Annotated in this window: 14 protein-coding genes; 8 read left to right on the top strand and 6 right to left on the bottom strand. The window is 73.2% G+C overall.

The genetic code is table 11. The annotated features are described in order from the left end of the window. Positions 1-183 precede the first annotated feature (183 nt). On the top strand, positions 184-843 hold the full coding sequence (locus tag ACZ7L7_RS24685) for a pyridoxine/pyridoxamine 5'-phosphate oxidase (protein ID WP_285515919.1): 660 nt from the start codon (positions 184-186) through the stop codon (positions 841-843). A gap of 16 nt (positions 844-859) precedes the next feature. On the opposite strand, the gene ACZ7L7_RS24680 is transcribed toward ACZ7L7_RS24685, so the two are convergent. The 4 genes from ACZ7L7_RS24680 to ACZ7L7_RS24665 all read right to left on the bottom strand — a co-directional run bounded on the left by ACZ7L7_RS24680 (position 860) and on the right by ACZ7L7_RS24665 (position 3,894). Next, entirely contained in the window at positions 860-1,735 is an 876-nt protein-coding gene (locus ACZ7L7_RS24680) for a GNAT family N-acetyltransferase (protein WP_453607127.1), read from the bottom strand. 540 nt (positions 1,736-2,275) lie between these two features. Continuing rightward, positions 2,276-2,887, bottom strand: coding sequence for a GNAT family N-acetyltransferase (locus tag ACZ7L7_RS24675; protein WP_453607125.1), 612 nt, complete (start codon positions 2,885-2,887; stop codon positions 2,276-2,278). Between the two features lie 21 nt (positions 2,888-2,908). Next, positions 2,909-3,448 (bottom strand): Zn-ribbon domain-containing OB-fold protein, encoded by a 540-nt coding sequence (locus ACZ7L7_RS24670; RefSeq protein ID WP_285515916.1) that lies wholly within the window; start codon positions 3,446-3,448, stop codon positions 2,909-2,911. Continuing rightward, positions 3,448-3,894: a DoxX family protein gene (locus ACZ7L7_RS24665; protein WP_285515915.1), complete on the bottom strand. Its 447-nt coding sequence runs from the start codon at positions 3,892-3,894 to the stop codon at positions 3,448-3,450. Before ACZ7L7_RS24665 ends, ACZ7L7_RS24670 begins: the two co-directional genes overlap by 1 nt. 98 nt (positions 3,895-3,992) lie before the next feature. Between ACZ7L7_RS24665 and ACZ7L7_RS24660 the strand changes: the two genes are divergently transcribed. From ACZ7L7_RS24660 to ACZ7L7_RS24645, 4 genes are all read left to right on the top strand, one after another. Next, on the top strand, positions 3,993-4,520 hold the full coding sequence (locus ACZ7L7_RS24660) for a hypothetical protein (RefSeq protein WP_472077143.1): 528 nt from the start codon (positions 3,993-3,995) through the stop codon (positions 4,518-4,520). 175 nt (positions 4,521-4,695) lie between these two features. Further along, positions 4,696-5,889, top strand: a complete 1,194-nt coding sequence (locus ACZ7L7_RS24655; protein ID WP_472077141.1) for a flavin-containing monooxygenase — start codon at positions 4,696-4,698, stop codon at positions 5,887-5,889. A gap of 197 nt (positions 5,890-6,086) precedes the next feature. Then, complete coding sequence (locus ACZ7L7_RS24650) at positions 6,087-8,312, top strand: acetate--CoA ligase family protein (protein WP_471592588.1); 2,226 nt, start codon at positions 6,087-6,089, stop codon at positions 8,310-8,312. Position 8,313: 1 nt separating this feature from the next. Next, positions 8,314-9,204, top strand: coding sequence for an enoyl-CoA hydratase/isomerase family protein (locus ACZ7L7_RS24645; protein WP_471430764.1), 891 nt, complete (start codon positions 8,314-8,316; stop codon positions 9,202-9,204). On the opposite strand, the gene ACZ7L7_RS24640 is transcribed toward ACZ7L7_RS24645, so the two are convergent. Then, positions 9,189-10,115, bottom strand: coding sequence for a YybS family protein (locus ACZ7L7_RS24640; protein ID WP_285515910.1), 927 nt, complete (start codon positions 10,113-10,115; stop codon positions 9,189-9,191). The two genes, ACZ7L7_RS24645 and ACZ7L7_RS24640, sit on opposite strands and share 16 nt — an antisense overlap. Before the next feature lie 83 nt (positions 10,116-10,198). Between ACZ7L7_RS24640 and ACZ7L7_RS24635 the strand changes: the two genes are divergently transcribed. Beyond that, a complete protein-coding gene (locus ACZ7L7_RS24635) occupies positions 10,199-10,792 on the top strand; it encodes a flavin reductase family protein (RefSeq protein ID WP_453607105.1) in 594 nt (197 codons plus the stop codon). A 103-nt stretch (positions 10,793-10,895) separates the two neighbouring features. Then, a complete protein-coding gene (locus ACZ7L7_RS24630; protein ID WP_472077139.1) occupies positions 10,896-12,089 on the top strand; it encodes a COG1361 family protein in 1,194 nt (397 codons plus the stop codon). 16 nt (positions 12,090-12,105) lie between these two features. Here the strand turns inward: ACZ7L7_RS24630 and ACZ7L7_RS24625 are convergent, their stop codons facing one another. Next, positions 12,106-13,410, bottom strand: a complete 1,305-nt coding sequence (locus ACZ7L7_RS24625) for an MFS transporter (protein WP_472077137.1) — start codon at positions 13,408-13,410, stop codon at positions 12,106-12,108. A gap of 70 nt (positions 13,411-13,480) precedes the next feature. Between ACZ7L7_RS24625 and ACZ7L7_RS24620 the strand changes: the two genes are divergently transcribed. Then, positions 13,481-14,506 carry a GlxA family transcriptional regulator gene (locus tag ACZ7L7_RS24620; RefSeq protein ID WP_453607102.1) on the top strand — a complete coding sequence of 342 codons (1,026 nt, stop codon included), beginning with the start codon at positions 13,481-13,483 and terminating at the stop codon, positions 14,504-14,506. Positions 14,507-14,554: the final 48 nt, after the last annotated feature.

Raw genomic sequence — 14,554 nt, 5'->3', positions numbered from 1 at the left:
CCGGGGTTCTCGCGGGCTTTCCTCGCCCCCGCCGCCCCTACCCGTCCCGTCACCGGGGGCTGGCGCCCCCGGACCCCGCTGTCGGCCCTGAACGGGCCTCGTCCTCAAACGCCGGACGGGCTGAATCGCCACCGGCGTGGTGGGGGTGTCCCCGGGGCCGGGCCGCGTCCGAGAATCGGGGGCATGGAACTTCATGATCTGCTGAGGTCGCTGCGGGTGTGGGACCCGGCGGTGACCACGCTGTCGCCGTTCGACCCCGAGAAGGCGCCCGAGGAGCCGCTGCCGCTGTTCGCGGCCTGGTTCGCGGAGGCGGTGGCGGCGGGGCAGACCGAACCGCACACCATGTCCCTGGCAACCTCGGACGAGGAGGGCCGGCCGGACGTACGGACCGTGATGCTGCACGGCGCCGACACGGACCGCTGGTCCTTCGCCTCCCACGCCACCAGCCGCAAGGGCCGCCAGCTCGCCGCCCGCCCGTACGCCGCCCTCGGTTTCTACTGGCCGGTGCTCGGCCGCCAGGTGCGGGTGCGCGGGCCGGTCACGGCGGCGCCGTCTTCGGACAGCCAGGCCGATCTGCACGCCCGCTCCACCGGCGCCCTCGCGGCGGCGCTGACCGGGCGGCAGAGCGAAGTCCTGTACTCACTGGAGGAGTTGGAGCGCGTCTCGGCCGAGGCCTGGGACCGCGCCCAGCGCGAACCGGCCTCCCCGGTCCCGACCTGGACCCTGTACCGGCTCCGTCCGGAGGAGGTGGAGTTCTTCCAGGGCGAGGAGCGCAGGAGGCACGTACGGCTGAACTACCGTCGTACGGAGTCGGGCTGGGACCGCGAACTGCTCTGGCCGTAGAGGCGGTTCACGCGGCTCAGCGATCCGCCGTCCCCGAGAAGTCGTACACCTCGAACTCCGCCACCGCCCGGTAGCCGATCCGCTGGTAGAGGACGTTGCTGGTGGCGTTGGACAGGTCGGTGAAGAGCAGGACCTCCTCGGCGCCGGAGCGCAGGGCGTTGCGGCTGACCTCGACCGTCACCGCTCCCGCGTATCCGCGTCCGCGCAGGTGGGGCGGGGTGTAGACGGGGGCGATCCGGACCTGGCCCGCGACGGTCGGGGTCACCCCGCACATGGAGACGGGGGTGCCGTCCGGGTCCTCCCAGAAGGTGATGCCGCCGTAGGCGATGCGGTGGTCGGCCCATGCCTCGACGTCCCCGGCGGCGTGGTCGCCGACCGCCTCGGTGAACTCCCGGTACCAGCGGATGAGTTGGTCCCGGTCCTTCTCGCCCGCCAGCCGGGGGCGGCCCGCCGGCACCGGGCGCGGGGGCAGCAGGGAGCCCAGCCGGTACAGCCGCTGGCGCTGGCGCAGGGCGGAGGTGGCGCCGGTGTGGCGCTGCCAGGAGCGGACGAACCCGGAGGTGGTCTCACGGGTGCCGATGATGCCGGGCACCGGCTGGCCGACGGCGACGAGGTGGGCGGCGAGGGCGTCGGTCTCGTCGGCGTTGAGCGGGGTGACGTTGAGCCGGTAGGGCGGGGTGCGGAAGTAGGCCCCGCGCACCTGTCCGTCCCGCTCCATCACCCCGAAGACGGGGGGTTCGTCACCGCCGTACGCGTGCAGCCCGCGCATGCGCAGCGACTCCGTCACCGTCAGGGCAACGGTGTGCAGGTCGGGGCGGGACCGCAGGAAGCCTCCGGCGTGGGCGAGGAAGCGGTCGAGGTCTTCGGTGACGTACCAGTCGTCCGAGCGCATGTCTCATGATCCCGCGTCTGTACGGGACTTGGCCATGCCTTGTCGGGGTGAACGCACGACCGTCGCATCGACGCGACGTCACCTTCGCGCCACGCAGTCCGGTTCCGGCTCACCCGCGAGCCGGCGCCCCCGCAACGGAAGCCTCGGCACCCGGCGACCCGGCGGGAGGGATCGCGCCGACCGCGCCGTGGTACCCGCCCGGCAGACCGCCACCGCGGCACCCCGGCCACGTCAACCGTGCCTCACCGGAGCCGGTTCGGCGGTCACCCGCGAGGCGGTACCCCCGTAGCAGAGGCCGCAGCGCCCGGCGACGCGGCAGAAGGCATCGCACCCAACCGCGCCCGGGCACCCGCCCGACGGACCGCCACAGCGACACCCCGGCCACGTCAACCCCGCGTCACCGGGGCCGGTTCCGGGTCGCCCGCGACGCGGCGCCCCCGGAACGGAAGCCGCAGCGCCCGGCAACCCGGCAGAAGGCATCGCACCCAACCGCGCCCGGGTACCCGCCCGACGGACCGCCACAGCGACACCCCGGCCACGTCAACCCCGCGTCACCGGGGCTGGTTCCGGGTCACCGGCGAGCCGGGCGTGCAGGTGCATGTCGCGGTAGGCGTCGTGGCGGCCCGCCTCCCACATCGCGCCGCGCAGGGTGCCCTCGTGGCGGAAGCCGCAGCGCTCGGCGATGTGGCAGGAGGCATCGTGCCCGACGGCGTGGTCGAGTTCCAGCCGGTGCAGACCCAGCTCGGTGAACGCCCAGCGGGCGGTGACGGCGAGGGCACGGGTGGCGACCCCGTGGCCGCGGGCCTCGGGCAGCACCCAGTAGCCGACGCGCGCGGTGTTCATCACGCGGTTGATGACGTTGACCCCGATGTGCCCGAGCGGCCGCCCGGTCTCCGGGTCGGCGACGCAGTACGGCGCCGCCGCGCCCTCCGCCGCGTTCTGCGCGGCCGCCCTGAGCTGGTCGCGGGCGGTGTCCCGGTCGGTGGTGAAGCGCAGCGGGGTGTTCCAGCGGGTGAACTCCGGGTCGGTCCGGCCGCGCAGCCATGCCTCGACGTCCGTCTCCGACTCCGGGTCCCAGGGGCGCAGCAACAGGCCGTCGGCGCGCAGCTCGGGCAGGGGGGTCGCGGTGCCGTGCCGGTTGACGAGAGTCATACGGCCATTGAAACCGCTCGCTCACCCGTTCGCAGGACGGTGCGGGCCGCGGGGGCGGCTCGGGCGGAACACCGGCACGCCGTCGCGGAACCCGGCCTCCAGCTCCATTCCGGCACGCAGCGGCGGCTCGCCGTCGGCCCCTGTCCACTCCACGATCTCCGTCATCATGCGGGGGCCCTCGGCGAGGTCGACGACGGCGGCGACGTAGGGGGTGCGCTCACCGAAGGGCGGCAGGTCGTTGCGGTGGACGACGGACCAGGTGTAGAGCGTGGCCCGCCCGCTGGCTGTCTCCCAGGAGATGTCCTCGCTCCAGCAGTACGGGCAGAACTCGCGCGGGTAGTGATGGGCCCTGCCGCAGCTCCCGCACCGCCGGACGAGCAGCCGCCCCTGGGCGGCCGCGTCCCAGTAGGGGCGACTGAGGGAATCGGGCTCGGGAAGATCGAAACGGCGAGCGGTGGGCGCACCAGTCCCCCCGGACGCACCGGCCCTCCCCGACGCACCGGTCCCCCCGGATGCACCGGCCCTCCCCGACGCACCGGCCCTCCCGGACGGGCCGGGCATCAGAAGAGCCCCAGGGCGTTGTCGAGGGACCAGGTCTGCCAGGACATGCCGAACAGGGCGACCAGGGAGATCAGCGCCATCATCGAGTTCTGGCCCTGTTCCGCCCAGTCGTGGATCATCAGCGTGAAGTAGACGCCGTTGAGCAGCAGCCCGGCAACCAGGGCGACCGGGGTCAGGAAACCGGCGATCAGACCGAGCCCGAGGGCGAGTTCCGCGTAGGCGACGAGGTACGCCATGGTGCGCGGCCGGGGTGCGACGACGACGTCGAAGCCGGAGCGTACGGCGGTCCAGCGGTGCTTGGCGGCCACGTCCGCCGCCCAGGCGATCCCACCGCCCTGGAACCAGGTCTTCTTGTCCTTGTGCCGCCAGCTCTCCAGCCACCACAGACCGAGTCCTATCCGGAGCACGGCCACCCATTCCGCGCCGCTGAGCCAGATCGAGTCCATGGATCTGACGGTACGTCAGATACATGGGCCCCGGAAGACCGCGCACCCCCTCCACGACCGACGGCGCGGTATGCCCGGTGCGCCCTACGATGACCGGTATGCACGCCGCCCCGCCCGCCCTGGTCCACCTGGACAGCCCCTTCATCAACTTCCGTGACTTCAAGTTCTCGGACGCCTCCGCGCACGGCTACCGCTGGATCGACCTCAAGCGCTTCCGGCTGACCGCCGCGGCACCGGAGGACCGGGCACTGCTGGCCGCCCTGATCGCGCACCCGCAGTTCCGCGACACCTACGACGGCAGCGGCGTCCTGGACCGGCCCCGGCACGGCCAGTGGCGCCTCGACCGCATCACGCCCGACGCGTACCGCCCGGTGTCCGCGTCCACCGCCAGTGCGCTGATCCGCACCTGGACCGTCCAGCACGGCCCGGTCCCCGAGGCCCTGGTCCAGCGCATCCAGCAACAGGTCCACACCCCCATCGCCACGGCCACCAGCACCTACCTACTGGCACCCCTCCCCCAGGACGCCCGCCACGACTACGGCCCGGTCCACCTCGGCTTCCACGAACTGATCCTGATCGACCGACCGGCGAAGACCTTGACGCTGGTGGTGGCGGCGGACGACTGAGGGCCCCGAGGGCGCCCCGCACGGCTGCGGGCAGCCGCACCTCCCCCCCACCCCCCACAACCAGACGCCGTACGTCACAGATCCCACCCAGCCCTCCTACAGGCGTGATCAATCCGCAACCAATTGTGGTCTTGACCGAGACCCATCAACGGGGCATGTGATTACGCTCGCGCTCATGGCCGACTCCACTGCGCTCTCACCAGCCGCCGCGGACCGCCCGGTGTACGTCATCGGTGGCGGTCCGGGCGGTCTCGCCGTCGCGTACACCTTGCGCGCCCGGGGCATACGCGCCGTCGTCCTGGAGAAGTCCGACCGCGTCGGCGCCTCCTGGCGCGGTCACTACGACCGGCTGCACCTGCACACCACCCGCCGCCTGTCGGCCCTGCCCGGGCTTCCGATGCCGCGCAAATTCGGCCGCTGGGTGTCCCGGGACGACGTGGTGCGGTACCTGGAGAAGTACGCCGAGCACCACGAACTGGAGATCGTCACCGGCGTCGAGGTCTCCCGCGTCGACCGCGCCCCGGACGCACAGGGCTGGCTGCTGCACGCCACCGGCGGACGGGAGCTGACCGGCGCCGCCGTGGTCGTCGCCACCGGCTACAACCACACCCCGCGCCTCCCCGACTGGCCCGGCCGCGAGGAGTACACCGGCGAACTCCTGCACGCCTCCGCCTACCGCAACGCCAAGCCCTACGCGGGCCGGGACGTGCTGGTCGTCGGTGTCGGCAACACCGGCGCCGAGATCGCCGTCGACCTGGTCGAGGGCGGCGCCGCGAAGGTGCGGCTCGCCGTGCGCACCGCCCCGCACATCGTGCGCCGCTCCACGGCCGGCTGGGCCGCCCAGTACTCGGGCGTGCTGGTCCGGCGGCTGCCGGTCCGCCTGGTCGACCGGCTCTCCCGCCCGCTGGCCAGGCTCAGCGTGCCGGACCTGTCGGCGCACGGGCTGCCCCGCCCGGACACCGGCCTGTACAGCAGGGTCCTCGATGGCGCGGTCCCGGTGCAGGACGTGGGCCTGATCGACGCGATCCGCGCGGGCAGGGTCGAGGTCGTGGCCGCCGTCGACGGCTTCGACGACGGCAAGGTGGCCCTCGCCGACGGCACCTTCATCGAGCCGGACGCCGTCATCGCCGCCACCGGCTACCGGCGCGGCCTGGAGGACCTCGTCGGCCACCTGGACGTCCTGGACTCCCGCGGAAAGCCCGTCGCGCACGGCGGCCGCACTCCCGCGGGCGCCCCCGGCCTGTTCTTCACCGGGTTCACCAACCCCATCAGCGGCATGCTCCGCGAGCTGGCCATGGACGCGGAGAGGATCGCCAGGGCGGTGGTGAAGCGGGGCGCCGACCGGGTGTCCAGACTGCCCGTCGCCTGAGAAGCCGGGGTTCCGAAGATCCGAGCACCCGGGGTTCCGAAGATCCGAGCACCCGAACACCCGAGGATCCGGCCCCGCCGGGACCCTCGCGCCGGTTCGCCCGTCAACTTTGCCTGCACAGCCGTTCCTGACGACGCGTCAGTTCAGTAATCTGACACTGCGTCAGTTATTCGCTGTCAACAGGAGCGGGCGGACCGATGCTTGGATCAACCCACGGCACCCTCACCACCGACTCCCGCCGGGCCCGGGTCATCGCCTGCGGCGAGCAGCCCGGTCCCGCCGTCCACGGCCGGCCGGCCGAGGTCGACGATCTCGACGTCAGCGGCCGTCCGCTGTACGCCGACGTACCCGATCTGGACCGCTTCTTCCGGCCCGAGGCGGTCGCCGTGATCGGCGCCTCGGACGCCGAGGGCCGCCCCAACACCGGCGTCACCCGGCAGTTGCTCGCCTGGTCCGAGCGGGTCGGCGCCCGGCTCCACCCGGTGCACCCGAGCCGCACGGCCGTCTTCGGCATCCCCTGCTCCCCCTCCGTCGCCGACCTGCCCGAACCGGTCGACCTCGCCGTACTCCTGGTCGCCGACCCCCTCCCGGTCATCGAGGAACTGGCCGAGGCCAAGGTGAAGTTCGCGGTCGCCTTCGCCTCCGGGTTCGCCGAGACCGGTGAGGAGGGCGCCGCCGCGCAGGAGCGGCTGACCGCCGCGGTCCGCCGCTCCGGGCTCAGGCTGCTCGGCCCCAACACCAACCTCAACGCCTTCGAGGAGTTCCGCGCCGACCTCGACGGACCGGCGATCGCCCTGATCACCCAGTCGGGACACCAGGGCCGCCCGGTCTTCGCCCTCCAGGAACTCGGCGTACGGCTCTCCCACTGGGCGCCCACTGGCAACGAGGCCGACCTGGAGACCGCCGACTTCCTCTCCTACTTCGCCGAACGCCCCGAGGTCGGTGCCATCGCCTGCTACGTGGAGGGCCTGAAGGACGGCCGCTCCTTCCTGCTCGCCGCCGACCGCGCCGCCCGCCGCAAGGTGCCGGTGGTCGCGGTGAAGGTCGGCCGTACCGAGACCGGCGCCCGCACCGCCGCCTCCCACACCGGCAAGCTGACCGGCGCGGACACGGTGGTGGACGCGGCGATGCGGCAGTACGGCGTGATCCGCGTCGACGGTCTCGACGAACTTCAGGACACCGCCACCCTGCTGGCCCGCGCCAGGCCGCCGCGCGCCGAGGGCGTCGTCGTCTATTCGATCTCGGGCGGCACGGGCGCGCACTTCGCGGACCTGGCGACCGAGGCCGGGCTGCCGCTGCCGGTGCTCACCGAGGCCAAGCAGGCCGAACTGCACCAGTGGATACCGGAGTACCTGAGCGTCGCCAACCCCGTCGACAACGGCGGCCACCCGGTGGGCGACGAACGCGGCCGGAAGATCATCGACGCGATCCTCGCCGACCCGTCCGTGGGCGTCCTGATCTGCCCCGTCACCGGCCCCTTCCCGCCGCTCAGCGACCGGCTCGTGCGGGACCTGGTCGACGCGGCCGAGCACACCGACAAGCTGGTGTGCGTGGTGTGGGGCTCGCCGGTGGGCACCGAACCCGCCTACCGCGAGGTCCTGCTGGGCTCCTCCCGGGTCGCCACCTTCCGCACGGTCGCCAACTGCATCACCGCCGTGCGCGCCTACCTCGACCACCACCGCTTCGTCACCGGCTACCGCTCCCCCTTCGACCACGCCCCGCGCACCCCCTCGCCCTCCTTCCGCAAGGCGCAGGCACTGATGCGCCCGGGCCAGCAGCTGAGCGAGCACGCGGCGAAGCAACTGCTGCGGGCGTACGGCATCCGCGTACCGCGCGAACAGCTGGTGACCAGCGCGGCGGCGGCGGTCCGGGCGGCCGGCCAGATCGGCTACCCGGTGGTGATGAAGGCCTCCGGCGCCCGCATCGCGCACAAGACCGAACTCGGCCTGGTCAAGGTGGGTCTGACCTCGGCCAGCCAGGTCCGCGACGCCTACCGGGAGCTGACCGACATAGCCCGCTACGAGGACGTCCCGCTGGACGGCATCCTGGTCTGCCAGATGGTCGAGCGGGGCGTCGAGATGGTCGTCGGTCTCACTCACGACGACCTGTTCGGGCCCACCGTGACCGTCGGCCTCGGCGGGGTGCTCGTCGAGGTGCTGCGCGACACGGCCGTACGCGTGCCGCCCTTCGGGGAGGAGCAGGCGCGGGACATGCTCCACGAACTGCGCGGGCGGGCCCTGCTGGACGGGGTCAGGGGGCGGCCCCCCGCGGACCGGGACGCGCTCGTCGAAGTCGTCCTGCGCGTGCAGCGCATGGCGCTGGAGCTGGGGGACGACCTCGCGGAGCTGGACATCAACCCGCTGGTGGTGCTGGGGCAGGGCCAGGGCGCGGTGGCGCTGGACGCGTTGGTGGTGTGTCGCTGACATGTCCGATTCCCCCCGTGTGCCCGGAAGTTCCGTGACTTCCTTGGTACAGCACACCACTGACAATCACGTCTCCCATCTCACCCTCAACCGCCCCGACGCCCTCAACGCCCTCACCCCCGACCAGCGCGAACGCATCGTCACCCTGCTCGCCGAGGCCTCCGCGGACCCGGCGGTCCGGGCGGTCGTCCTGACCGGGACGGGGCGCGCGTTCTGCGCGGGGGCGGATCTGCGGGCGGGAGCGGGACAGGGGCCGGCTCGGCGGGCGGGGGCGGAAGAGGGGCCGGCTCGGCGGGCGGGGTCGCACACGGACACGGCCCGGGAGCCCGCCCCCGGCGACATCGCCCGCACCATCCGCCTCGGCGCCCAGCGTCTGATCTCCGCCGTACTCGACTGCGAGAAACCGGTGATCGCCGCCGTGAACGGCACGGCGGCGGGCCTCGGCGCGCACCTGGCGCTCGCCTGCGATCTCGTCCTGGCCGCCGAATCGGCCCGGTTCATCGAGGTGTTCGTCCGCCGCGGGCTCGTCCCCGACGGCGGCGGCGCCTATCTCCTCCCCCGCCTGGTCGGGCCGCAGCGGGCCAAGGAGCTGATGTTCTTCGGCGACGCGCTGTCGGCGGCGGACGCCGAGCGGCTGGGGCTGGTGAACCGGGTCGTCCCGGACGGGGAGTTGGCGAAGACGGCCCGGGAGTGGGCCGAGCGGCTCGCCGCCGGTCCGACCCGGGCCCTCGCCCTGACCAAGCAGCTCGTCAACGCCTCCCTCGACAGCGACCGGGCGACCGCGTTCGCGGCGGAGGCGGCGGCGCAGGAGATCAACATGACGACCCGGGACGCCCGGGAGGGCGTGGCGAGCTTCGTGGAGCGGCGAACCCCCCGCTACGAGGGCCGCTGACGCTCCAGGATGCGCAGTTCACCGGCGTCCGGGTCGCCGAACAGTACGAACAGCTCGGGGTCGCGCTCGCTGCCGCCGATCACCCAGAACGTGTTCGCCCCGCAGGCACCGTCGAGGCTGAGGGCGACGCCGTCCCGGCCGTTCCAGGTCTGCCGCTCCAGGTCCCAGGTGCCGGTGCCTTCGCACACGACGTAGTCGCGCCGGGACTCGGGATCGGCTCCGGCATCGGCTCCGGGGTCGGTCGGCAGCGCGGTCAGCCGCGCCCCGCCGTCCGCCGCCAGCCGCAGCTGTGCGCCGTCCGCGCCCTGCCAGACGCCGGTGACCTGCGCGGCGGTCAGGTGGGGAGGCTCGTACTCCTTGATCAGCCCGCCGAACGTGGCCGCGAGACCGGCGGCGACGACCAGCACCGACACCGCGCAGGAGGCCAGCCCGGAGCGGAACCAGATGCCCCAGAACCCCCAGCCAGGCCGCCTGCGGACGTAGCCGACGGCGAGGACGGGGAGGATGCCGAGGCCGCCGAAGTACAGCGCGGCGGCGGAGAACGAGGGCCCGTACCAGGGCAGCGCGGCGAGGGCCGCCCAGCCGACGCCGAGCAGCACCGCGCACACGAGGTGCCAGGCCAGGCGCGGCCCACGCGCGCGTGCCGCGAGGAACCCGGCCAGGTGACCGGCGGGCACGGTCTGGATCAGGGCCTGGACGAGCCCGATCACGGGCAGCACCAGGGGGGCGAAGACGAGCACGCAGGCGATGCCCATCGAGTTGATCCCGCGGCCGTAGTTGTCGCCGGACTGTTCCGCGATCCACAGGGCCAGCCAGAGCGGCGGCAGCTGTCCCGCCGCCACCGCGGCTGCCGCGTACAGCTCACGTGTGGCGCTGTTCTCGCCGGTCTGCCGGCGGTTCCCCCATGTCATGGGCGCAGCGTACGCAGGTCGTCGCGGGTGTCCTCGTACACCCCTTCCAATCTGACGCTTCGTCAGATTCAATGGACGGTGTGATGGGACACGCAGGGATGGCCGCGGCGGCCGTCCGCTACCTCAGGTCGGCCGACGCCCCGCGCGTGGAGCCGCCGCCCCGGCCACGGCTGCGGTGTGTCGGCGAGGACGAGCGGGCGCCGGTGAGCCAGGCCGAGTTCCGCCGGGTGCTCGGGAACTTCGCGACGGGCGTGACCGTTGTCACCGCAGCCGCCGCCGACGGCGAGACCTCACCCGCGGGTTTCGCCTGCCAGTCCTTCTCCTCCCTCTCCCTCGACCCGCCCCTGGTCGCCTTCATGGTCGGCCGTACGTCGACCACGTGGCCGCGCATCGCCCGCGCGGGCGCGTTCTGCGTCAACGTGCTCGCCGCGGACCAGGGCGAGCTGTGCCGCGGCTTCGCGGTCAGCGGCGGGGACAAGTTCGCCGGGGTCGCCTTCGACACGGCACCGGTGTCCGGCGCCCCGCGCCTGGCCGGCGCCCTGGCCTGGGTGGACTGCGCGATCCACGCCGTCCACACCGGCGGCGACCATCTCATCGTGGTGGGCAGGGTCGCCGCCCTCGGCACGGACGAGACGGACGCGGCCCCGCTGCTCTTCCACCGGGGCCGGTTCCTCTAGCGCGGCCCGGTTGTACAACCCTCGGCGCCCTTGATGAGTCCAGGACATGACCGGTGAAGTGAGCAGCCGTTCCGGTCCTGCCGAAGCCCATCGAGGAGTTCCCGTGCGCCAGTATCTGCGCCGTTCGTCGGCCGTCGTGGCCGCTGCCGCGTTCGCCGCCGCCGTGCCCGCAGCAGTCGCCCCCGCGGCGCACGCCGAGGAGACCGCGCCCGAGCTGACCGTCTCGACCCTGCCGACCGCCTCGCCGAAGCCGGGAGAGCTCTACGACCAGCAGGTCACCGTCACCAACAACGGCACCGCTCCCGCCGACGGCGTCACCTTCCGGATCCGGCTCACCCGCGGTCTGGACTTCCCGGAGCAGGCCGAGAACTGCACGTACTCCACCGTCGGCGACCAGGTCCGCCAGGCTCTGTGCGAACTGGACACGGTCGTCGAGCCGGGCGCCACGCTCACCGTGCCGGTGCGCTTCAAGGCCCTGCCGCACGCCCTGATGGAGGCCGTCGAGTACGGCACCACCGCGACCGGCGAGGCACCCGGCACGGGCTTCTCCGAGGCTTACCGGCGGCTGACCCTGAAGGCCGACAGCTGGGCCGACCTGGTGGCGGTGGGCGAGGAGACCGAAGGGCTCGCGGGCGACGGGCAGTCGGTCACGGTGGAGCTGCGCAACGACGGCCCCGGCTGGATCCAGAACCAGGTCAGCGACGACCTGCCCGGCGTGGTGGTGACCATCCCGCCGGGCACGACCACGACCCAGGTCCCCAAGGACTGCTCGCCCTTCCGTATCGACGGCCCCACCGGCGGGCCCCTGCTGGGCCGGGCGAAGTACGTCTGCTGGCCCAAGGACGACGCCACGCTCGACGTGGGCGAGAGGCACCTCTACACCTTCTCGCTGAAGATCGACAAGGACGCCGTGGACCCGAAGGGCGAGGTGCGGGCGAGCTCGGTCTACAACATCACGCCCGCCTACGACCGCAACCTCGCCAACAACACGGCGCCGATCGTCATCGACACCCCGAGCGACTACGAGCCGGAGCCGAGCCCGACGCCCAGCACCCCCGCCCCGACCACCCCGGGCGACGGCGGCAACGACCCCGACGGCCAGGGCGGCGCCGCCACCCCGTCGCCCAGCACAACGGCCGGGACCACGGGCACGACCGGGACGACCGGGACGACCGGCAACCTGGCGAGCACCGGCACCGACGGCACCGGGCTCCTGGCGGGAGCGGCGGCCGCCGCCGCGGCTCTGGGCGCCCTGCTGGTCCTGACGGTCCGCCGGATGCGTAACACCACCCGCTAGTCAGCACACGGCACGGCTAGGCGAGCGTCGGCGCGGTGGCCGGGCGTCTGCGGATGACCAGGGACATCAGCGCCGCCGCCGCGCACAGCGCGCCCGAGGCGTACCAGACGACGTCGTAGGAGCCGAAGGCGTCCCGGGCGACGCCGCCGAGGAAGGCCACGAGAGCGGCGCCCACCTGGTGGGAGGCGAGGACCCAGCCGAAGACGATCGCGCTGTCCTCGCCGTAGTGCTCCCGGCACAGGGCGACGGTGGGCGGGACGGTGGCGACCCAGTCCAGGCCGTAGAAGACGATGAAGAAGACCATCGGCGGGCGCACGCTCGGCGCGAGCAGCATCGGCAGGAACAGCAGCGAGATCCCGCGCAGGGCGTAGTACACGGCGAGCAGCCTGCGCGCCTCGTAGCGGTCGGTGAACCAGCCGGAGGCGATCGTGCCGACGACGTCGAACACACCGATCACGGCGAGCAGTGAGGCGGCGGCCTGCACCGGCATGTGGTGGTCGTGGGCGGCGGGCACGAAGTGGGTCTGGATCAGGCCGTTGGTGGAGGCGCCGCAGATCGCGAAGGTGCCGGCCAGCAGCCAGAAGGGGCCGGTGCGGGCGGCGTCGAAGAGGACCTTCACGGCGCGGCGGGCGGCGCCGGTCGCGGGCGGCGGCTTGGGCACGAACTCGGCCGCGCCGTACGGCTTGAGGCCCACGTCGGCCGGGTGGTCGCGCAGCAGCAGCCAGACGAAGGGCACGACCGCGAGGGCGGCCAGGGCGACCGTGACGGCGGCCGGGCGCCAGTCGTGCTCGGCGACGATCCAGGACAGCAGCGGCAGGAAGATCAGCTGGCCGGAGGCCGAGGCGGCGGTGAGGATGCCGGTGACCAGGCCCCGGCGCTCGGCGAACCAGCGGTTGGTGACGGTCGCCGCGAAGGCCAGCGCCATGGAGCCGCTGCCCAGGCCCACCAGCAGACCCCAGCACAGCATCAGCTGCCAGGCCGCGGTCATCCAGTACGTCGCACCCGAACCGAGCGCGATCACGCTCAGCGCGACCGCCACCACCTTGCGGATGCCGAAGCGGTCCATCAGCGCCGCCGCAAAGGGCGCGGTCAGCCCGTAGAGGGCGAGGTTGACGGAGACGGCGGCGCCGATCGTGCCGCGCGACCAGTCGAACTCCTCGTGCAGCGGGTCGATCAGCAGCCCCGGCAGGGAGCGGAAGGCGGCGGCGCCGATGATCGTCACGAAGGTGACGGCGGCGACGAACCAGGCCCGGTGAATGCGGCGCCCGGGTCGGTTCCGGTTGTCCTCCGCGCTGGTCGCGGCCTGGATTGTCTCGGTCACGGATCGAGGATCGCGGCTGATTGCGCGATCAACGAGTGGCCCGAGGGACAGCCTTCGTTAGGATCGGGCCATGAGCCATGTCCCAGAGCCGTCCGCGTTCCGCCCGCACCGGGTCGTCGTCCTGGCCCTCGACGGTCTGCTCCCCTTCGAGCTGGGCATCCCGCACCGTATCTTCGGCCGCCCCAAGGACCGCGCGGGCCGGCCGCTGTACGAGGTGCTGACCTGCTCCGTCCGCCCGCCCGGCCCGGTCGCCACGGACGCCGACTTCGCGGTCATGGTCGAGCACGGCCCCGAGCTGCTGGCCACCGCCGACACGGTGATCGTCCCGGCCTCCTACGAGCTCGGCCCGGTCTTCGAGGAGGGCGTGCTCACCGAGGAACTGGCCGCCGCGCTGGCCCACATCCGCCCCGGCACCCGGCTCGCCTCCATCTGCACCGGCGTCTTCGTGCTCGCCGCCGCCGGGTATCTCGACGGGCGCCGCGCCACCACGCACTGGGCGGAGACCGACCATCTGCAGCGGCTGTTCCCGGCCGTCGACGTGGACCCCGATGTGCTGTTCATCGATGACGGCGACGTGCTCACCTCGGCGGGCGTCGCCGCCGGGATCGACCTGTGCCTGCACATGGTCCGCCGCGACCACGGCACCGCGGTCGCCAACGAGATCGCCCGCCGTACGGTCGTACCGCCGCACCGCGACGGCGGGCAGGCGCAGTACATCCACCGCCCGGTGCCCGATCCGCAGGCGTCGACGACGACCACGGCGCGCGCGTGGGCGCTGGGCAGGCTGCACGAGCCGATCCAGCTGCGGGACATGGCCGCGCAGGAGTCGATGTCGGTGCGCACCTTCACCCGCCGGTTCCGCGAGGAGGTCGGGATCAGCCCCGGCCAGTGGCTCACCCAGCAGCGGGTGGAGCGGGCCCGGCACCTGCTGGAGTCCACCGACCTGTCGGTGGACCAGGTGGCACGGGACGCCGGGTTCGGCACGGCACAGTCGATGCGCCAGCACCTCCAGGCGGCGCTGGGGGTGACCCCGACGGCGTACCGGCGGACGTTCCGGGCGGAGGGGGTACGGGTGGGGACGGGGGGGCAGCCGTAGAGCCGGTTCACCCCGTCCCGGTCCCGCTTCGTCATGGCGGCACCCCGA

It is taken from the genome of Streptomyces sp. NPDC110618, assembly GCF_055657065.1.
The sequence above is the reverse complement of the archived record's forward strand: the minus strand, read 5'-3'. Positions and strand labels throughout refer to the sequence as shown.